At 71.0% G+C, this 20,246-nt stretch carries 16 protein-coding genes; 11 read left to right on the top strand and 5 right to left on the bottom strand.

Annotation, left to right across the window (positions count from 1 at the left end; all coding sequences use genetic code 11):
* Positions 1–85: 85 nt before the first annotated feature.
* Complete coding sequence (locus AC3ETA_RS11770; RefSeq protein ID WP_432192786.1) at positions 86–2,389, top strand: ATP-binding SpoIIE family protein phosphatase; 2,304 nt, start codon at positions 86–88, stop codon at positions 2,387–2,389.
* 77 nt (positions 2,390–2,466) lie between these two features.
* On the opposite strand, the gene AC3ETA_RS11765 is transcribed toward AC3ETA_RS11770, so the two are convergent.
* The gene (locus tag AC3ETA_RS11765; protein WP_432192785.1) at positions 2,467–3,528 is read right to left on the bottom strand and encodes an amidohydrolase family protein; all 1,062 of its coding nucleotides are present in this window, start codon (positions 3,526–3,528) and stop codon (positions 2,467–2,469) included.
* A 259-nt stretch (positions 3,529–3,787) separates the two neighbouring features.
* On the opposite strand from AC3ETA_RS11765, the gene AC3ETA_RS11760 reads away from it, so the two are divergent.
* Genes AC3ETA_RS11760 through AC3ETA_RS11750 form a run of 3 tightly spaced genes read left to right on the top strand, consistent with a single transcriptional unit; the run spans position 3,788 to position 7,595 of the window.
* On the top strand, positions 3,788–5,683 hold the full coding sequence (locus AC3ETA_RS11760; protein WP_432192784.1) for a bifunctional 3-(3-hydroxy-phenyl)propionate/3-hydroxycinnamic acid hydroxylase: 1,896 nt from the start codon (positions 3,788–3,790) through the stop codon (positions 5,681–5,683).
* Positions 5,680–6,561 (top strand): alpha/beta fold hydrolase, encoded by an 882-nt coding sequence (locus AC3ETA_RS11755; RefSeq protein WP_432192783.1) that lies wholly within the window; start codon positions 5,680–5,682, stop codon positions 6,559–6,561. The genes AC3ETA_RS11760 and AC3ETA_RS11755 overlap by 4 nt, the downstream gene beginning before the upstream one ends.
* Positions 6,558–7,595 carry a VOC family protein gene (locus tag AC3ETA_RS11750; protein ID WP_432192782.1) on the top strand — a complete coding sequence of 346 codons (1,038 nt, stop codon included), beginning with the start codon at positions 6,558–6,560 and terminating at the stop codon, positions 7,593–7,595. Before AC3ETA_RS11755 ends, AC3ETA_RS11750 begins: the two co-directional genes overlap by 4 nt.
* Positions 7,596–7,889: 294 nt before the next feature.
* Here the strand turns inward: AC3ETA_RS11750 and AC3ETA_RS11745 are convergent, their stop codons facing one another.
* The 3 genes from AC3ETA_RS11745 to argG form a co-directional block, all read right to left on the bottom strand.
* Positions 7,890–9,419: a helix-turn-helix domain-containing protein gene (locus tag AC3ETA_RS11745; RefSeq protein WP_432192781.1), complete on the bottom strand. Its 1,530-nt coding sequence runs from the start codon at positions 9,417–9,419 to the stop codon at positions 7,890–7,892.
* 65 nt (positions 9,420–9,484) lie between these two features.
* Entirely contained in the window at positions 9,485–9,682 is a 198-nt protein-coding gene (locus AC3ETA_RS11740; RefSeq protein ID WP_432192780.1) for a DUF4236 domain-containing protein, read from the bottom strand.
* Positions 9,683–9,833: 151 nt separating this feature from the next.
* Positions 9,834–11,288, bottom strand: coding sequence for an argininosuccinate synthase (argG, locus tag AC3ETA_RS11735; RefSeq protein WP_432192779.1), 1,455 nt, complete (start codon positions 11,286–11,288; stop codon positions 9,834–9,836).
* 271 nt (positions 11,289–11,559) lie between these two features.
* Here argG and acnA point away from each other — a divergent pair, with 271 nt between their 5' ends.
* Positions 11,560–14,274 carry an aconitate hydratase AcnA gene (gene acnA / locus AC3ETA_RS11730; RefSeq protein ID WP_432192778.1) on the top strand — a complete coding sequence of 905 codons (2,715 nt, stop codon included), beginning with the start codon at positions 11,560–11,562 and terminating at the stop codon, positions 14,272–14,274.
* Between the two features lie 241 nt (positions 14,275–14,515).
* Positions 14,516–16,063 (top strand): HAMP domain-containing sensor histidine kinase, encoded by a 1,548-nt coding sequence (locus AC3ETA_RS11725; protein WP_432192777.1) that lies wholly within the window; start codon positions 14,516–14,518, stop codon positions 16,061–16,063.
* Here the strand turns inward: AC3ETA_RS11725 and AC3ETA_RS11720 are convergent.
* Positions 16,033–16,533, bottom strand: coding sequence for a GNAT family N-acetyltransferase (locus AC3ETA_RS11720; RefSeq protein ID WP_432192776.1), 501 nt, complete (start codon positions 16,531–16,533; stop codon positions 16,033–16,035). The genes AC3ETA_RS11725 and AC3ETA_RS11720 overlap by 31 nt on opposite strands.
* Positions 16,534–16,677: 144 nt before the next feature.
* Here AC3ETA_RS11720 and AC3ETA_RS11715 point away from each other — a divergent pair, with 144 nt between their 5' ends.
* The 5 genes from AC3ETA_RS11715 (at position 16,678) to AC3ETA_RS11695 (ending at position 20,124) form a co-directional block, all read left to right on the top strand.
* Positions 16,678–17,052, top strand: coding sequence for a VOC family protein (locus tag AC3ETA_RS11715; RefSeq protein WP_432192775.1), 375 nt, complete (start codon positions 16,678–16,680; stop codon positions 17,050–17,052).
* Between the two features lie 68 nt (positions 17,053–17,120).
* Positions 17,121–17,663, top strand: coding sequence for a GNAT family N-acetyltransferase (locus AC3ETA_RS11710; RefSeq protein WP_432192774.1), 543 nt, complete (start codon positions 17,121–17,123; stop codon positions 17,661–17,663).
* 191 nt (positions 17,664–17,854) lie between these two features.
* Positions 17,855–18,229: a roadblock/LC7 domain-containing protein gene (locus AC3ETA_RS11705; protein WP_030954228.1), complete on the top strand. Its 375-nt coding sequence runs from the start codon at positions 17,855–17,857 to the stop codon at positions 18,227–18,229.
* 208 nt (positions 18,230–18,437) lie between these two features.
* Positions 18,438–18,797, top strand: coding sequence for an ArsR/SmtB family transcription factor (locus AC3ETA_RS11700; protein WP_030954230.1), 360 nt, complete (start codon positions 18,438–18,440; stop codon positions 18,795–18,797).
* Positions 18,798–19,023: 226 nt separating this feature from the next.
* Positions 19,024–20,124: a lytic polysaccharide monooxygenase auxiliary activity family 9 protein gene (locus AC3ETA_RS11695; protein ID WP_432192773.1), complete on the top strand. Its 1,101-nt coding sequence runs from the start codon at positions 19,024–19,026 to the stop codon at positions 20,122–20,124.
* Positions 20,125–20,246: the final 122 nt, after the last annotated feature.

Below are 20,246 nucleotides of genomic sequence, written 5' to 3'. Positions count from 1 at the left end.
AAGACGAGGAGCACCAGGAAGCCCAGGTGGGCCGCCACGGCCGTACGGTCTGAGGCTTCCGCGAGAGCGGCGTAACGTCGTCTGTGTGGAGCCCACGGCCGCCGGTCTCATCTCGCGCGCGGCGCACGAGCTCGGCCTGCGAACCGACGAGCTCACCGCCGAGGTGGAACAGCGCCTGCGGCTCGAACTGCCCGCGCTGTGGGAGGACCCGGACGTTGCCCGGACGGCGGCCGAGAACGTCGTCGAGCACGTGGTCGCCGCCCTGGCCGGGCTGGAGCGCGCCATCGAGCCGGACCTGATCGAACTGCCGTCCGCCGACGTGGAGCGCGCGCGGGTGCTCGCCCGGCACGGCACGCCTCTCAGCGCGATGCTGCGCGCCTTCCGGCTGGCGGAGGAGACCGTCCTCGACCGGCTGTTCGCGGAACTTCCCCGGCTCAGCCAGGACGCCGATCAGGTCAGCGCGGCGGCGCGGCAGCTCAACGTCGTTTCGACGAAGTACGTGGACCGGGTCTCCGAGCAGGGCGTCCGCGCGTTCCAGGCGGAACGGGACCGGCGGCTGCGGTGGCGGTCGGCGATGGTGAACGAGGCGAGCATGTGCATCGGCACCACCCTGGACATCGCCCGTACCACCCAGGAACTGGCGGACTTCGCCACCGAGCAGTTCGCCGACCTGGTGACCGTCGACCTGCTCGACACCGTGCTGCGCGGGCGGGACGTGGCGGGGGAGAGCGCGCTGACACTGCGCCGCATGGCCCAGGGCCCGGACGCGGACGGGGGCGGTCCGCAACCGCCGATCCAGCCGCAGGAGCTGCACGTCTGCCCGGAGGGATCGCCGTGCGCGCAGGCCCTGAGCAGCGGGCGGCCCAGCCGGCACCAGCACGGCAGGAGGTCCGGCGTCCCACGAGCCCACTCCACCCTGGTCGTGCCGCTGCGCGCCCGCGGCACCACGCTGGGCGTCGCCGAGTTCCACCGCTACGGCACCGCCGCGCCCTACGACGACGAGGATCTGCTCCTCGCCCAGGAGATCGCCGTACGGGCGGCCGTCGCCGTCGACAACGCCCGCCACTACACCCACGCCCGCGCCACCGCGCTCACCCTCCAGCGCAGCCTGCTGCCCCGGGAGGCCCCGCGGCAGTCGGCAGTGGACGTCGCCTACCGCTATCTGCCGGCCGGCTCCGAGTCCGGAGTGGGCGGCGACTGGTACGACGTCATCCCGCTGTCCGGCGCGCGGGTCGCCCTCGTCGTGGGCGACGTGGTCGGGTACGGCATCCGCGCCGCCGCCACCATGGGCCGGCTGCGGACCGCCGTACGCACCCTGGCCGACATCGATCTGCCGCCCGACGAACTCCTCACCCACCTGGACGACGTCGTCCTGCGGCTGGCCAACGAGGCGTCCTCGGACCCCGACACCGATCCCGAGGCCGGGGTCGGCCGAGACAACGGCGCCACCTGCCTCTACGCCGTCTACGACCCCGTCGCGTGCTGCTGCACCCTGGCCCGCGCGGGGCATGTGCCGCCGGCCGTGGTGGTCCGGAACGGCACGGCGGACGTCCTGGAACTGCCTCCCGGCCCGCCGCTCGGCCGGGGCGGCCTGCCGTTCGAGACGGTGGAGGTCGACCTGCCCGAGGGCAGCCTGATCGCGCTGTGCACCGACGGCTTGATCGAGGCGCGAACGCCCGCTAGGACGACCGGGGCCTCCGCTCCCGAGAGCGCCATCGGGGACGGCTCCTCCGCCACCGCCACGGCGACCGAGGACCCCGCTCCCGCCACGGCGACCGAGGACCCCGCTCCCGCCACGGTGCCCGACGACCCGGCCCCCACCGCCCCCCGCACCTCCGACATCGACGCCGGTCTCGCCACGCTGCGGCAGGTCCTCGCCCGGCCCGCCCCCTCCCTGGAGGCGACCTGCGACGCCGTGCTGGAGGCTCTGCTGCCGTCCCGGCCGGACGACGACGTCGCCCTGCTGCTCGCACGCACCCGGGCGCTCGGCGCGGACCGGGTCGCCACCTGGGAGTTGGAGGCGGACCCGGCGGTCGTCGCCGGCGCCCGTTCGGACGTGTCCCGGAAGCTGACGGACTGGGGCCTGGAGGAACTCGCCTTCGTCGCGGAGCTGGTGGTCAGCGAGCTGGTCACCAACGCCATCCGCTACGGCAGACCCCCGGTCCGGCTGCGCCTGATCCATGACCGCTCCCTGCTGTGCGAGGTCTCCGACGCCGGCAGCACCACCCCGCATCTGCGCCGGGCGCGCGTCTTCGACGAGGGCGGGCGCGGTCTGCTGCTGGTCGCCCAGCTCGCCGGGCAGTGGGGCACCCGCCACGCCCGGCGCGGCAAGACGGTCTGGGCCGAACTGAGCGAGACGGCCAAGTTCCCGGCCCTGGCCTTCGAGTAGGGCGGGACCCCGGCGCGGCGCCGCAGCCCCAGGCGCCCGGTGGGACGAGCTCGGGGAGCAGCCCCGGCGCCGCGGTGTCACTCGGCGCCGGGCTGGACGAGCTTGAAGACCAACCGGGCACCCGCCCGCCGCGCGGACTGACGCAGCCGCACGGGCAGCGGCCGGGACGGGACCGGCGCCGGGGCGCCCTGCGCCAGGCGGGGAAAGAGCGCCTCGGCGTTGGTCCGGTTGACGGCTCCGAGGGTGCCGGCCTCGACACCGTCGTCCAGCCCGTTGGCGAAGTACTGGCCCGCCGCGGCCGGCGCGAACGGCCAGTCGCTGCCGAACAGGACGTGGCCGGGCCGGGCGAAGGCCAGCAGCGTGGGCAGCGCGGCCGGGCTGGAGGACAGCGCGGTGTCGAAGTAGAAGCCCCGGAAGTCCTCCAGGACGTCGCGCGGGCCGCGTCCGATGTCGGCGGCGATCGCGACGGCCATGCGGTGAGAGGCGTACGGCAGGAAACCGCCGCCGTGGCTGAGGACGAACCGGATGTTCGGGTGGCGGCGCGGGACGCCGTTGCGGACCAGGAGGTACGCGGCGCGGGTGGTGTCGAGGAGGAAGTCCGCGGCGAACGGCGGGATGCCCTCGACGGCGGGCGCGGGAAGGTCGGCCGGGTGGACGAAGACGACGGCGCCGTGCTCGTCGAGGACCCGCCACAGGGCGTCCTGTCCCTCGGCGCCCGGATAGGTGCCCCGGTTGTTGGCGAGCAGGGTGACGCCGTCGGCGCCCAGTTCGGTCAGCGCCCGCTCGGCCTCCCGCGCCGACGCGGTCACGTCGGGCATCGGCAGCGTGGCGAACCAGCCGAAGCGGGAGGGGTGTTCGGCGGTGAGGTCGGCGGAGAAGTCGTTGAGCCGCCGGGCCAGTCCGGCGGCCTCGCCCGGGTCGCCGAGGAAGCCGGTGCCGGGAGTGGACACGGACAGGATCGCCGTCCCGGTGCCCAGCAGGTCCATCTGCTCCAGCGCCGCCCCGGCACTCCAGTCCGGCAGGGCGCGACCGCCCGCCTCCACGATGCCGGACTTGGCGAGGGCCTCGCGGTAGAGGGACGGGACGAGGTGCTGGTGGACGTCGATCCGGCGGGGTGCGGTGGTCATGGCGGTGGTCATGGGCGGCCTCTCGGCGTTCTCGGGGGAGTGGAAGTACGGCTGCATCAGCCCTGCCTGGCCCGCGTCGTACCGGCTGGCACTTGACCGGCCCCGACGCCGAGCTTACCGTAGCGTCCGTTCCAATTGGAGTAAACGCTACAAGAATGAGCCGCGCATGAGCCGTGACGAGCCGCGAAGAGCCACGCGGAGCCACGCGGAGCCACGCGGAGCCACGAGAAGCAGCGACAACCCGGGACAGGGACGACAGTGAGGTGGCCCGATGAGTGAGATCAGCGCCGGGAACAGGACCGGAGCCGGGGCCGACGACGGGGGCGGCGACGCCGGGTACGACGTGGCGGTGATCGGGTACGGCCCCACGGGCGTGACCGCCGCGAATCTGCTGGGCGCGACGGGCCTGCGGGTCGTCGTGCTGGAGCGCGACGCCGAGATCTACTCCCGGGCCCGGGCCATCTCCACCGACGAGGAGGTCATGCGGATCTGGCAGCGCATCGGCCTGGCCGACCGGCTGAAGCAGGACATGCTCGCCGACCGGCCCCTCGACTTCGTCGACGCGCGCGGCCGCGCCTTCCTCAGCGCCCACCCCACGCCCCGCGGCCACGGCCATCCGCCGCAGATGTTCCTCTACCAGCCCGCGCTGGAGCAGGTCCTGCGCGACGGAGTCGACCGCCACCCCAATGTCGAGGTGTGGCTGCGCCACGAGTGCCTGCGGCTGCGCCAGGACGCCGACGGGGTGGAACTGACGGTGGTGGGCACCGCCGACGACTCCGTACGACGGGTGCGCGCCCGGTACGTCATCGCGGCCGACGGCGGCTCCAGCCTCACCCGAGCACAGCTCAACGTGGGCTACGAGGGACGGACGTACGAGGACCGCTGGGTCGTCATCGACACCAGAATGCTCAAGCCGTGGCCCGACCACGACCGGCTGCGCTTCCGCTGCGACCCGGCCCGCCCGGCGGTCGACTGCCCGACCCCGCTCGGCCACCACCGCTGGGAGTTCCCGATCCTGCCGGGCGACGACGAGCGGCATCTGACGACCGACGGGGCGATCCACGCGATGGTGTCCCGGTACGGGATCGACCCCGACCAGATCGAGATCCTGCGCGCGACCGTGTACAGCCACCATGTACGTTTCGCGGCCCGTTTCCGGGTGGGCCGGGTCTTCCTCGCCGGTGACGCCGCGCATGCGATGCCGCCGTGGATCGGGCAGGGCATGGCCGCCGGCGTGCGCGACGTGGCGAACCTGAGCTGGAAGCTCGACGCCGTGCTGCGCGGGGAACTGCCCGAGTCGGTGCTCGACAGCTACGAGGCCGAACGCAAGCCGCACGTCAAGGAAGTCACCCGGCGCGCGGTGTTCGTCGGCCGGATCATCACCGACCGGCGCCCGGCGGTCACCCGGGTCCGGGACGCGGTGCTGCCGCTGCTGAACCGGGTACCGGGCGTCGCCGGCCGGCTCCAGGACTCCCACTGGATCCCCGTCGCCCACTATGCCGACGGCTTCCTGGCCCGGCCCCGCACCAAGTCCTCCGGCATCACGTTCGGCAGGCGTGCCTCCGGCGCCGGCACTTCCCGCACCGGGCCGGCCGGCACCGGTGCGGCCCACACGGGTGCGGCCCACACGGGTGCGGCCCACACGGGTGCGGCCCACACGGGTGCGGCCCACACCGGCGCCTCCCGTACCCGCGCCTCCCGCACCACCGCCCCCGGCCACCAGATCCCCCAGCCCTGGGTCACCGCCCCCGACGGCTCCCGGGTCCGCCTGGACGACGTGCTCGGCGGCCGCTGGCTGCTCCTGCACGGCGCCCTGCCGACCCCGCAGCCCGAGTGGGAGCGGGCCGGCGTCCCTTCCCTGACCGTGCTGCCGGCCGGCTCAAGTCCCGCCGAGGGCGCGGTCGTCGACAGCGACGGCGTACTGCGGACCTGGCTGACCCGGCACCGCGCCACGACCCTCGCGCTGCGCCCCGACGCCTACGTCTACGCGGCCGCCCCCGCCGGCACCACGCTCCCGCCGCCCCCGGAGGGACTGACCCTGACCCCTCGCACGAACACAGCGAGCACTCCGCCCGTAACGACACCCACGCCCGCCTCGCCGGCCTCGTCCGCCTTGCCCACATCGCCGGACTCGTCCTCCTCGCCCGCAGCCCAAGGAACGCCATGAGCACCCACACTCACACTCCACCACCGCCCCCGATGCACGAGTCACTGGTCGGGGTCCTCGGCAGGAAGATCTTCGTCGCGGAGACCGGCGACGGCCCGCCCGTCCTGCTGCTGCACGGCGGCGGCCCCGGCGCCTCGGGCGTCTCCAACTACGCCCGCAACATCGCCGCCCTGGCCAAGGAGTACCGGGTCATAGTCCCCGACCTGCCCGGCTACGGCCGCAGCACCAAGGGCGTGGACGGCACCGACCCCTTCGGTCACCTCGCCTCCGGCATCCGCGGCCTGCTCGACGAACTCGGCCTGGACAAGGCCCACCTGGTCGGCAACTCCTACGGCGGCGCCTGCGCCCTGCGCCTCGCCCTGGACACCCCGGACCGGGTCGACCGTATGGTCCTGATGGGCCCAGGCGGCGTCGGCACCACCCGCGCGCTGCCGACGCCGGGCCTGAACAGCCTGCTCGACTACTACTCCGGCGACGGCCCTTCGCGGCTGAAGCTGGAGAAGTTCATCCGCACCTACCTCGTCTTCAACGCCGCCGACGTCCCCGACGGCGTCATCGACGCGCGCTACCGCGCCAGCATCGACCCGGAGGTGATCGCGGCCCCACCGCTGCGCCGCCCCTCCGGCCCGAACGCGCTGCGCACACTGTGGCGGATGGACTTCACCCGCGACGACCGCCTCGCCCGCCTGCCCGTGCCGACCCTGGTGCTGTGGGGCGCGGCCGACAGGGTCAACCGCCCCTCCGGCGGCCGGATGCTGACCGACCGGATGCCCGACTGCGACCTGTACGAGGTCGCCAACACCGGGCACTGGGTGCAGTTCGAACGCGCCGAGCTGTTCAACCGGCTCTGCGCCGGCTTCCTGGCGGGCCGCCGATGAACACCTACCACGACACCCAGGACGGGCCCTCTGTCGCACCGTCCGTCTTCGGCGCGGTCCACCTGGGCTACATCGTCATCGAGACCAACCGCTTCGCCGACTGGCGCCGCTTCGGCACCGACGCCATCGGCATGCACCACGACGACCTCGACACCGGCCTGATGCGGTTCCGTCTCGACGGCCAGGAGTGCCGCTTCCTGCTGCGGAGGGGGCCCGCGGAGGACGTCGTGACGACCGGTTGGCACATCGACGACCACGCCTCCTTCGAACAGATCGAGGCCCGCGTCCGCGCCCACGGCGTCCCCGTGGTGCGGGGATCCGCCGAGGAGGCGAGGATGCGCGGCGTCGAACGCCTGCTGCGCTTTCCCGGCCCCAAGGGCATCACCCAGGAGATCTGCACGAGCCCCGTCCTCTCGCCGCAGCCCCTCGACATGCTCGCGTCCGGCTGGGTCACGGGTGACTCGGGCATGGGCCATGTCGCCATCACCTCCACCAGACCGGCCCTGATGCGCGGCTACTTCGACACCGTCTTCGACGCCCGTCTCACCGACTACATCGACGAGACGATCAGCGGCGTCAAGCTCAAGATCCGCTTCCTGCGCGTCGACGAACGCCACCACACCATCGCCGTCGCCGCCGTCCGCGGCCTGCCCGTGGACCCGATCCGCACCCGCGTCCAGCACCTCAACATCCAGGCCGCCACCCTCGACGACGTCGCCCGCAGCTACCAGCGCGTCCACGAGCTCGGCTTCGACATGGCCCTGTCCGTAGGACAGCACACCAACGACAAGGAGCTCTCCTACTACGCCCGCACGCCCTCGGGCTTCGAGTGGGAGGTCGGCTGGAACCCGGTCGTCATCGACGAGTCCACCTGGGAACCCGGCACCCACCAGGGCATCAGCATCTGGGGCCACACCCCCGTCGGCCGGACCATCGTCGACAAGCTCGACCAGTTCCGCCGCGCCGCCCGCTCCCTGGCCCGCCCCGAGCGGACGGTCCCGGCCCTCAGCGGCAGGGGCATCCCCGACGACTGACCCACGCCGAACTCTCCCCCACATCGCGCTCGCGATACCTGACCCCTCGACGGCGAGCGGACAAAAAAAATCGGGCCCGCCCACGCAAACCGTGGACGGGCCCGAATCCGAGCGCCGGGCAGGCCTTGCACCTGCATCTCCCCACAGGAAGTGGGGCGTCTTTCCTTGGACCACCAACGCAACACCAGCCGACCGAAGTTCCGGCGACCAGCTGTTGAAGCGAGTCTATCCCACGCGGCACCGGTGTTCGCACACCGGGACCGCGCGGCCGACTCGGGCTGGGGCCGGGCCGGTTCAGATGTCCCGGAAGATCTCGATCTGCGCCCCGATCGAGTTCAGGCGGTCGGCGAGGTCCTCGTAACCCCGGTTGATGACATACACGTTGCGCAGCACGGACGTGCCCTCCGCCGCCATCATCGCCAGCAGGACGACCACGGCGGGGCGCAGGGCCGGCGGGCACATCATTTCGGCGGCTCGCCAGCGGGTGGGACCCTCGACCAGGACGCGGTGGGGGTCCAGCAACTGCAGGCGGCCGCCGAGGCGGTTGAGGTCGGTGAGGTAGATCGCCCGGTTGTCGTAGACCCAGTCGTGGATGAGGGTCTTGCCCGACGCGACGGCGGCGATCGCCGCGAAGAACGGGACGTTGTCGATGTTCAGGCCCGGGAAGGGCATGGGGTGGATCTTGTCGATGGGCGCCTCCAGCTTGGAGGGACGGACCGTGAGGTCGACCAGGCGCGTACGGCCGTTGTCGGCGAAGTACTCCGGCGTGCGGTCGTGGTCGAGGCCCATCTCCTCCAGGACCGCCAGCTCGATCTCCAGGAACTCGATCGGCACGCGACGCACCGTCAGCTCCGACTCCGTCACCACGGCGGCGGCCAGCAGACTCATCGCCTCGACCGGGTCCTCGGAGGGGGAGTAGTCGACGTCCGCGTCGATGTTCGGTACGCCGTGGACAGTGAGCGTCGTCGTGCCGATGCCCTCGACCCGGACACCGAGCGCCTCCAGGAAGAAGCAGAGGTCCTGGACCATGTAGTTGGAGGAGGCGTTGCGGATGACCGTGACGCCGTCGTGCCGCGCGGCGGCCAGCAGCGCGTTCTCGGTCACGGTGTCGCCGCGCTCGGTCAGTACGATCGGCCGGTCGGGACGTACGCCGCGGTCCACCACGGCGTGGTACTGCCCCTCGGTCGCCGCCACGTCCAGGCCGAAGCGGCGCAGCGCGATCATGTGCGGCTCGATGGTCCGCGTACCGAGGTCGCAGCCGCCGGCGTACGGCAGCATGAAGCGGTCCATGCGGTGCAGCAGCGGGCCGAGGAACATGATGATCGAGCGGGTGCGCACGGCGGCCTCCGCGTCGATCGCCGCCATGTCCAGCTCGGCCGGCGGCACGATCTCCAGGTCGACGCCGTCGTTGATCCAACGGGTGCGCACACCGATGGAGTTGAGCACCTCCAGCAGGCGGTACACCTCCTCGATGCGGGCGACCCGGCGCAGCACTGTGCGCCCCTTGTTGAGCAGTGCGGCGCACAGCAGTGCCACGCAGGCGTTCTTGCTGGTCTTGACGTCGATCGAACCGGACAGCCGACGTCCCCCGACGACCCTCAGATGCATCGGACCGGCGTAACCCAGTGACACGATCTCGCTGTCGAGGGCCTCGCCGATTCGGGCGATCATCTCAAGGCTGATGTTCTGGTTGCCGCGCTCGATGCGATTGACGGCGCTCTGGGAGGTGCCGAGCGCCTCGGCCAGCTGCGCCTGTGTCCAGCCACGGTGTTGCCGCGCGTCACGGATGAGCTTGCCGATGCGTACGAGGTAGTCGTCTGCCATGAGGTTGAGGCTATCTCAGATATGAGATGGCACATTCTCAGGGGGGCCATTCGGGTGACGCCCCGTCAACGCCTCTTGGCGGTACGGGTGCGACGCCATCCGAAAGGTCCGGGCAAATCCATCGATGTCGTACGACGTCCGGTGCTGCTGCGGGTGTGTCGCGGACCGTTCCTGCCGCCCGTGGTGATGGACCAGGAGCGGCGGTTGATGTTCAACCGCACACCGGGCAGAATGCGAAAACTCTTACGAAATGTCAGAGACACGGATGTTCCTTCCGGAGTCCGGAGTCGAGTGCGCTCTTCCTCGGTTACCCCGACTCGGCGAACTGATGACACGTCGGAATGCCGGAAGGGCCGGTACGACGCGCACCGCGTCGTACCGGCCCTTCCGGTGGTCCGTCCCCTGTCCGGTGTGTCAGTCCGTGCCGGACTCCATCGCGGCCCGGTCCAGCAGCGCGTCCTCCTCGGAGACCTCGCCGCGGGAGGCGATGGCCTCGGCGCCGCCCTCGGGCAGCTCCGGCATGGTGCCGATCAGACCGGTCGCGGCCGCCTGGGAGGCGCCGACGGTGGGGCTGCCGGTGCCGATCAGGCCGAGGCCGACGTACTGCTCCAGCTTGGCGCGGGAGTCCGCGATGTCGAGGTTGCGCATGGTGAGCTGGCCGATCCGGTCCACCGGGCCGAACGCCGAGTCCTCGGTGCGCTCCATGGAGAGCTTGTCCGGGTGGTAGCTGAACGCCGGGCCGGTCGTGTCGAGGACCGAGTAGTCCTCGCCGCGCCGCAGCCGCAGCGTCACCTCACCGGTGACGGCCGCGCCGACCCACCGCTGGAGCGACTCACGGATCATCAGCGCCTGCGGGTCCAGCCAGCGGCCCTCGTACATCAGACGGCCGAGGCGCCGGCCCTCGTTGTGGTACTGGGCGAGGGTGTCCTCGTTGTGGATCGCGTTGACCAGGCGCTCGTACGCGGCGTGCAGCAGGGCCATGCCCGGCGCCTCGTAGATGCCGCGGCTCTTGGCCTCGATGATCCGGTTCTCGATCTGGTCCGACATGCCGAGGCCGTGCCGGCCGCCGATGGCGTTGGCCTCCATCACCAGGTCGACGGGGGAGGGGAACTCCTTGCCGTTGACGGTGACCGGGCGGCCCTGCTCGAAGCCGATCGTGACGTCCTCGGGGGCGATCTCGATGGACTGGTCCCAGAACTTCACGCCCATGATCGGCTCGACGGTCTCGACGCCGGTGTCCAGGTGCTCCAGGGTCTTGGCCTCGTGGGTGGCGCCCCAGATGTTGGCGTCCGTGGAGTACGCCTTCTCCGCGGAGTCCCGGTAGGGCAGCCCGTGGGCGAGCAGCCACTCCGACATCTCCTTGCGGCCGCCGAGCTCGGTCACGAAGTCCGCGTCGAGCCAGGGCTTGTAGATCCGCAGGTTCGGGTTGGCGAGCAGGCCGTAGCGGTAGAACCGCTCGATGTCGTTGCCCTTGAAGGTCGAGCCGTCGCCCCAGATCTGGACGTTGTCCTCGAGCATCGCGCGCACCAGCAGCGTGCCGGTGACGGCACGGCCCAGCGGCGTGGTGTTGAAGTACGCCCGCCCGCCGGAGCGGATGTGGAACGCGCCGCACGTCAGCGCGGCCAGGCCCTCCTCGACGAGGGCGGCACGGCAGTCGACCAGGCGCGCGACCTCGGCGCCGTAGGCCTTGGCGCGGCCGGGCACCGAGGCGATGTCGGGCTCGTCGTACTGGCCGATGTCAGCGGTGTAGGTGCACGGGACGGCGCCCTTGTCGCGCATCCAGGCGACCGCGACCGAGGTGTCGAGACCGCCCGAGAAGGCGATGCCGACGCGCTCGCCGGAGGGGAGGGAGGTGAGGACCTTGGACATAGGAAGAGTATGCATGACGATGCATGATCATGCAAAGAGGGTATGCGGAATCCAGGAAAAGAGGCATGCCGAAGCCCCGGGCATGACCATCCCGGCCCCATGTACTAGAGTTATCTCGACATCGAGATATCTGCCGAGGTGCACCGCAGCCGCGCGGTGTCGCCGATCCAACGGTAAGGGCTACCTAACTTAGCCTTACCTTAGCGGATCGGCCGGGATGCCGTGGCGGCAGGATCGTGGTGGTACGCGCACATCAATGAAGGAGACTGTCGTGTCGGCGAACAGCTTCGACGCCCGCAGCACGCTGCAGGTGGGCGACGAGTCGTACGAGATCTTCCGGCTGGACAAGGTCGAGGGCTCCGCGCGCCTCCCCTACAGCCTGAAGGTGCTGCTGGAGAACCTCCTCCGCACCGAGGACGGCGCGAACATCACCGCCGACCACATCCGCGCCCTCGGCAGCTGGGACTCCCAGGCCCAGCCGTCGCAGGAGATCCAGTTCACGCCGGCCCGCGTGATCATGCAGGACTTCACCGGCGTGCCCTGTGTCGTGGACCTCGCGACCATGCGTGAGGCCGTCGCGGCCCTCGGCGGCGACCCGGCGAAGATCAACCCGCTCTCCCCGGCCGAGATGGTCATCGACCACTCCGTCATCGCCGACAAGTTCGGCACGAACGACGCCTTCAAGCAGAACGTCGACCTGGAGTACGGCCGCAACAAGGAGCGCTACCAGTTCCTGCGCTGGGGCCAGACCGCGTTCGACGACTTCAAGGTCGTCCCGCCGGGCACCGGCATCGTCCACCAGGTGAACATCGAGCACCTGGCCCGCACGGTCATGGTCCGAGGCGGCCAGGCGTACCCCGACACCCTCGTCGGCACCGACTCGCACACCACCATGGTCAACGGCCTCGGCGTCCTCGGCTGGGGCGTCGGCGGCATCGAGGCCGAGGCCGCGATGCTCGGCCAGCCGGTCTCCATGCTCATCCCGCGCGTCGTCGGCTTCAAGCTGACCGGTGAGCTCCAGGCCGGCACCACCGCCACCGACCTCGTGCTGACCATCACCGAGATGCTCCGCAAGCACGGCGTCGTGGGTAAGTTCGTCGAGTTCTACGGCGAGGGCGTCGCCGCGACCTCCCTCGCGAACCGCGCCACCATCGGCAACATGTCGCCGGAGTTCGGCTCCACCGCCGCGATCTTCCCGATCGACGACGAGACCCTGAACTACCTGCGCCTGACCGGCCGTGACGCCCAGCAGGTCGCGCTCGTCGAGGCGTACGCCAAGGAGCAGGGCCTCTGGCTGGACCCGAAGGCCGAGCCGGACTTCTCCGAGAAGCTGGAGCTCGACCTCTCCACGGTCGTCCCCTCCATCGCCGGCCCGAAGCGCCCGCAGGACCGCATCGTCCTCGCGAACGCCGCCGAGCAGTTCAAGTCGGACGTCCTGAACTACGTCGCCACCGCCGATGAGGCGGGCGAGGAGTCCTTCCCGGCCTCCGACGCCCCGGCCGCCACCAACGGCGTCCCGAGCAACCCGGTCGTCGTCACCGCCCCCGACGGCTCGACCTACGAGATCGACCACGGTGCGGTCACCGTCGCGGCCATCACCTCCTGCACCAACACCTCGAACCCGTACGTCATGGTCGCCGCCGCGCTGGTGGCCAAGAAGGCGGTCGAGAAGGGCCTGACCCGCAAGCCGTGGGTCAAGACCACCCTCGCCCCGGGCTCCAAGGTCGTCACCGACTACTTCGACAAGGCGGGCCTGACCCCGTACCTCGACAAGGTCGGCTTCAACCTCGTCGGCTACGGCTGCACCACCTGCATCGGCAACTCCGGCCCGCTGCCGGAGGAGGTCTCCAAGGCCGTCAACGACCACGACCTCGCGGTCACCTCGGTCCTCTCCGGCAACCGGAACTTCGAGGGCCGTATCAACCCCGACGTCAAGATGAACTACCTGGCCTCCCCGCCGCTGGTCGTCGCGTACGCCCTCGCGGGCTCCATGAAGGTGGACATCACGCGTGAGGCCCTGGGCGCCGACCAGGACGGCAACCCGGTCTTCCTGAAGGACATCTGGCCCTCCGAGGCCGAGGTCAACGACGTCGTGGCGAACGCCATCGGCGAGGACATGTTCTCCAAGTCCTACTCCGACGTCTTCGCGGGCGACGCCCAGTGGCAGGCCCTGTCGATCCCGACCGGCAACACCTTCGAGTGGGACGCGGAGTCGACGTACGTCCGCAAGCCCCCTTACTTCGAGGGCATGACGATGGAGACCACCCCGGTCTCGGACATCGCCGGCGCCCGAGTCCTGGCCAAGCTGGGCGACTCGGTCACCACCGACCACATCTCCCCGGCCGGTGCCATCAAGGCCGACACCCCGGCCGGCAAGTACCTCACCGAGCACGGTGTGGAGCGTCGTGACTTCAACTCCTACGGCTCGCGCCGAGGCAACCACGAGGTCATGATCCGCGGCACGTTCGCCAACATCCGCCTGCGCAACCAGATCGCGCCGGGCACCGAGGGCGGCTTCACCCGCGACTTCACCCAGGCCGATGCGCCGGTGTCGTTCATCTACGACGCCTCGCAGAACTACCAGGCCGCCGGCATCCCGCTGGTCATCCTGGGCGGCAAGGAGTACGGCTCCGGCTCGTCCCGCGACTGGGCGGCCAAGGGCACGGCCCTCCTCGGCGTCAAGGCCGTCATCACCGAGTCGTACGAGCGCATCCACCGCTCGAACCTCATCGGCATGGGCGTCCTGCCGCTCCAGTTCCCGGCCGGCCAGTCCGCCGACTCCCTCGGCCTGACCGGCGAGGAGACCTTCTCCATCACCGGCGTGACCGAGCTGAACGAGGGCACCACCCCGAGCACGGTCAAGGTCACCACCGACACGGGCGTCGAGTTCGACGCGGTCGTCCGCATCGACACCCCCGGTGAGGCCGACTACTACCGCAACGGCGGCATCATGCAGTACGTGCTGCGCAGCCTGATCCGCAAGTAAGCGGTACGGCACGGCAGTTGAGGGCCGCATCCCCGATCGCCGGGGATGCGGCCCTTGTCGTTCTCGTCCCGTGACATCGCCGGGGCTCAGCCGGAACACAGGGTTCCCCCAGCCCGCGGGGACAGGATCGGGACATGACCGGCACCGCAGGGCTTCGAACCGCAGGCGTCCGCGTGCTCATCGTCGACGACGAGCCCGTGCGCGGACTCGGCTACGCCATCAAGCCGCCGGAGGACGGCAGATGAGCGCCCGGCGGCGCCCGCGCTCCCTGCGCGCGCGCCTGCTCGTGATCATCGGCCTGGCTCTCGGAGCCGTGTGCGCCGCGATGGCCCTGACCACCGTGTTCGTCCAACGCGCCTATCTGCTGGGCGACCTCGACGACCGGGTCCACGACGCCGCCGAGCACAGCCTGGGCGGCGCCCGGCTTCAGCCGGCGGACGACCTGAGCTTCCTGGCGAGCGGGCACCCGACCGGCATGCTCGCCGCCCGGCTCGGCACCGACGGCGACATCCTCGCCGCCGAGGTCGTACGCCGGGACGCCCCGCCGCGCGCCCTCACCGACGCCCAGCGCACGGCCCTCGCGGGCGTCGCCACCGACGGCTCGACGCGCACCACGACCGTCCCGGACCTGGGCACCTACCGCGTCACCGTCGCCCGGAGCGACGGGATCAGCGTCCTGGCGGGCCTCCCGATGGACGACGTACAGGACATGATCAGCGGTATGGTCGTGGTCGAGGCGGTCCTCGCGGTGGCCGGCCTCGCCGTCGCGGGCGGCCTGTGCGCGGTGGTCGTACGACGCCAGCTGCGGCCTCTCGGCCGGATCGCCGCCACCGCGGCCGAGGTCTCCCGCGCGCCGCTCGACCGGGGCGAGGCCACCGGCATCGCCCGCGTCCCGGCCCGGGACACCGACCCCGCCAGCGAGGCCGGCCGGGTCGGCGCCGCCCTCAACCGCATGATCGACCACGTCGAGTCCTCCGACACCGCACGCCGGCGCACCGAGGAAAGAATGCGCCGCTTCCTCGCCGACACCGGCCACGAACTGCGCACCCCGCTCGCCTCGATCGCGGGCTACGCCGAACTCATGAACCGCGGCACCGCCCCCGTCGAACCGGTGCTGGCCTGGCGCCGCGTCTCCGCCGAGTCCGCGCGCATGACCGGCCTGGTGGAGGACCTGTTGCTGCTGGCCCGGCTGGACGAGGGCAGGCCCCTGCACCGCGCTGAGGTGGACGTGGCGGCACTGGTCGCCGAGGCGGTCCGGCACGCGCAGGCCGTCGGCAGTGGACACGACTGGCGGCTCGAACTCCGCCCGGACGACACCCCGTTGGTCCTCGGCGACGAGGCCCGGCTGCACCAGCTGGTGGCCGGCCTGCTGGCCAACGCGCGGATGCACACACCCGCGGGCACGAGGGTCGTCGCCATCGTGGAGACCGGGGAGGACTTGTGCGTCGTACGCGTCCGCGACGACGGCCCCGGCATCCCGCGCGCCCTGCTCCCGACGGTCTTCGACCGCTTCACCCGCGCCGACACCTCCCGCGCCCGGAGCGGCCCGTACGACGGCGGATCCGGGCTGGGCCTCGCCGTCGTGACGGCGATCGTCACGGCGCACGGCGGGCACACCGAGGTCGAGAGCGAACCGGGGCGGACGGAGTTCACCGTACGGCTGCCGCTCGCGCCGGAGCGGCCGTGCGGGCCGACGACGGCCGCGACCGTCGCCCGGCCGGGACAGCGGCGAGGCGGTCGGGAGCCGCGGGCGGCCGGTCAGTCGGCCCGGGCGAGGTCCTTGCCGTAGCAGATCTCCACGTACGGACCCGCGCAGTACGCCGGGATCTCGCGATAGCCGTGGCGGAGGTACAGCGAGCGGGCCTCGACGAGGTCCAGGCGGGTGTTGAGGACCATCCGGGAGGCGCCCAGCCGCCGTGCCTCGGCCTCCAGCAGCTCCAGCAGCAGACCGGCGCCCTTCCTGCCGCGGAAGGCGGGGCGCAGGTACACGCGCGTGAGCTCGGCGAGCCCGGGATCCAGCATCAGCAGCCCACCACAGGCGGCGGCCTCGCCGTCGCAGCGGCCCACCACGAACTGCCCCGTGGGCGGGGCGAGCAGTTCCACGCCGTCACCGGCCAGGCCCTCGTCGATCTCCTCGGATGTCGCGGGCCGCTTCCAGTAACGGCTGGCGACCTCGTCGTAGTAGTCGCGGCGCAGAGCGGTCGCGTCCGCCGTGTCGAAGGGTTCGGGAGCCAGCTGCCAGGAGGTCGTAAGGGTCATGACAGTGCTATAGCCGGGGTGCGGGCCCGTCACCAACCGGTTTTGCGGGGCGGTGGCGGACCGGCGTCCGGGACGGGGGAAGTTTCCGGGAGCCCGGTTCGGGGAGTGGGGTGGAAGACCATCGACGAGCGAGGAGCGTCGGAAGTGATTCGAAAGCTGCAGGCGGTCGCGCTGGACTGTGCCGATCCGGTACGGCTGGCCGAGTTCTACGCGGAGCTGCTCGGCGGCCGGGTGGTCGCGGACCCCGATGACGCCGACTGGGTCGAGGTGCACGGGTTCGAGGGAACGCCGCTGGCCTGCCAGCGGGTGGACGGCTACCGGCCGCCCGAGTGGCCCGGCCAGGACCGCCCGCAGCAGCTCCACCTGGACTTCGACGTCGACGACCTCGAAGGGGAGGAGAAGCGGGCGCTCGCCCTCGGCGCGACCGTGCTGGAGCGCACGGACCAGCTCCGCCCGGAGGCCAACTGGCGGATCTACGCGGACCCGGCCGGCCACCCGTTCTGCCTCTGCCTCCACTGAACTGCGGTCGGCTGAACAGGACTTCTATTCGTTTGCGGCGGGCCGATCCGGTCGGATAGGAAGCCTGCATGCTGAAGGGCGACAAGGTCGGGCTGAGGGCCCGGCACCAGGACGACATACCGGTTCTGCTGACCGAGCTCTACGACGACGTGGTCAACTCCTCGCGGGCCGAGAGCGGGCCGTGGCGGCCGATCAGCCCGGGCTCGAAGGACCCGCGGCTCGTGGTGGACGACAAGGAGCAGGGACACGTCCCGTTCTCCGTGGTGGAGCTGGACGGCGGCACACTGATCGGCACCGCGACGCTGTGGGGCATCGACAACCACAACCGGTCCGCGCACATCGGGCTGGGCCTGCTGCCGTCCTCGCGCGGCAAGGGCTACGGCACCGACGTGGTCGCGGTGCTGTGCCACTACGGATTCGTCGTACGCGGCCTGCGGCGGCTCCAGGTCGAGACGCTGTCGGACAATGCCGCGATGCTCCGCTCCGCCGAGCGCAACGGCTTCGTCCGCGAGGGAGTGCTGCGCTCCTCAGCCTGGGTGATGGGCGAGTTCCTGGACGAGGTACTGCTCGGGCTCCTCGTCCAGGACTGGAAGCCGGGACCTGAGGGCTAGGGCGTCAACTTCCCTTCCAGACACGGCACTTGCGGTCAATCGAACGGTCGCGTCGCGCCGTTGTTCGGTCGTCAGAGGTCAGTCCCAAAGAGTTCCCGCTCGCGCGACCGCGGCATGCCTACGGTCCGGACACCGAGGCGAGTCGGCCGGTGCCGGCCCGCCGCAGTCGAAGGCACGCAATGGGAGGCGCTGTGGCGAGTGTGGAAGTGTCGTTGAAGGAGATGATGGCCGGGGTCGAGGGAGCTCTGGGAGCCGCCGTCGTCGACTACACCAGCGGAATGGCCCTGGGCACGCTCGGTGGGGGCAAGGACCTGGACCTGACCGTGGCCGCGGCCGGCAACACGGATGTCATCCGGGCCAAGGTCCGCACGATGGAGCAGCTGGGACTCAAGGGCCGGATCGAGGACATCCTGATCACGCTGGACCGGCAGTACCACGTGATCCGCCTGGTGACCGGTCGTACGGGCAACGGACTGTTCCTGTACCTCGTCCTGGACAAGGGCAACTCGAATCTGGCGATGGCCCGCCACCAGCTCAAGCGCGTGGAGGAGGCGATCGAGATCTAGCGCGCTCGAGGATGCCGGCGGTTACGTCTGCCCATGATGTGAAGACTTCTTCAAGTCACCACATCAGCATGGTGCCAATGTGCGTTCCTGCCCAGTCCGAGACGTGAAGGATCGACATCCGAGAGCGGTCCGCGAGGCGGCGGTGTCCTTCGGCACCGCCGCGTCGCGGCGACCGCAATCCCACCCACCCGAGCAGGAGCGAGCATCCATGCAGGCCCCCCTCTACCAGGTCAAGGCGGAGTTCTTCCGCATGCTCGGCCACCCCGTGCGCATCCGGGTGCTGGAACTCCTCCAGCACGGACCGGTGTCCGTACGGGACCTGCTGGCCGACATCGACATCGAACCGTCCAGCCTGTCGCAGCAGTTGGCCGTCCTGCGGCGCTCGGGCATCGTCGTGTCCATGCGGGAGGGCTCCACCGTCCGTTACGCCCTCGCCGGCGGAGACGTCGCCGAACTCCTGCGCGCCGCCCGCCGCATCCTCACCGAACTCCTCGCCGGGCAGAACCAACTCCTCACCGAACTCCAGCGAGCCGACGACGACACGGCCACGCTGCACACGACGAGGTGACGGTCCTCATCCCTGTGGAGCCGGGCAGGGCGTGAGCCGCAGGTGGTGGCCGGTCGCTCGCACCTGATATTTACAACCACGCCCCACGGCGCTACCTTCCGCAACAGACGAGGTGGGAGCGCTCCCATAGGTGGTGGACCGGAACCCGTCGCCCCGAACCGCTCCCACCCCGCACTCGTCCGCAATCCGCACACGGCCCGCACCTGAAGGAACGGACTGTACTGTCATGATCCTGACAAGAATCACGCCATCGAAGAACGCACCCTCGCCCCGCCGATTAACCTCCCCCACCCGCACCAGAGCCCTCTTCCTCGTTCTGATCTCGCTGCTGGCGACCCTTCCCGCCGTCGCCCTCGTCATGGCCACAGGGAGCAGGGCCGAGGCGCACGGGACGCCCATGAAGCCCGGCAGCCGTACCTTCCTGTGCTGGCAGGACGGCCTCACCGACACCGGTGAGATCAAGCCGGTCAACCCGGCGTGCAAGGCGGCCCAGCAGGTCAGCGGTACGACCCCGTTCTACAACTGGTTCTCGGTGCTGCGCTCCGACGGCGCCGGCCGCACCCGCGGCTTCGTGCCCGACGGGCAGCTGTGCAGCGGCGGCAACACCAACTTCACCGGCTTCGACACGCCCAGCAAGGACTGGCCGCTCACCCACCTGACCTCCGGCGCGACCGTCGACTTCTCCTACAACGCCTGGGCGGCGCACCCGGGTTGGTTCCACGTCTACCTCACCAAGGACGGCTTCGACCCCACCCGCACGCTCACCTGGGACGACATGGAGTCCCAGCCCTTCCTCAGCGTCGACCACCCGCCGCTGAACGGCTCCCCGGGCACGGTCGAGGCCAACTACTCCTGGACCGGACAGCTGCCCGCGAACAAGTCCGGCCGCCACATCGTCTACATGGTCTGGCAGCGCTCGGACAGTGCCGAGACCTTCTACTCCTGCTCCGACATCGTCTTCGACGGCGGCAACGGCGAGGTCACCGGCATCAAGGAGCCCGGCAACCCGACCGACCCGGTGCCCGGCGAGTGCTCCGCGACCCGCCGAACGACGGGCAGTTGGTCCGGCGGCCACCAGTCCGAGGTGACCGTCACCAACACCGGCGACGTCCCGATGCTCGGCTGGATGGTCGACTGGACGCTCCCGGCCGGCCAGCAGATCGACAGCCTCTGGAGCGGCAACGCCACCTACACCGGCCAGGACGTGATGGTCCACAACGCCGACTGGAACGGCTCCCTCGATCCGGGGGAGAGCACGACCTTCGGCTACGTCGTCACCGGATCCGGCGGCGACACCACGACGGCGCTGCCCTGCCGAGTGGGCTGAACCGTCGCTCCGGGCGGACCCGGTGGGCGTGAGCCGCCGTCCACCGGGTCCGCGAGCCGGACGAGCCCGAGGGGGGGGAAGTGGGACCGTCCGGGTGGGTGAGTGGCTTGTGCGAGGTCGCG

The organism is Streptomyces sp. bgisy027 (assembly GCF_057710365.1).
The sequence above is the reverse complement of the archived record's forward strand: the minus strand, read 5'-3'. Positions and strand labels throughout refer to the sequence as shown.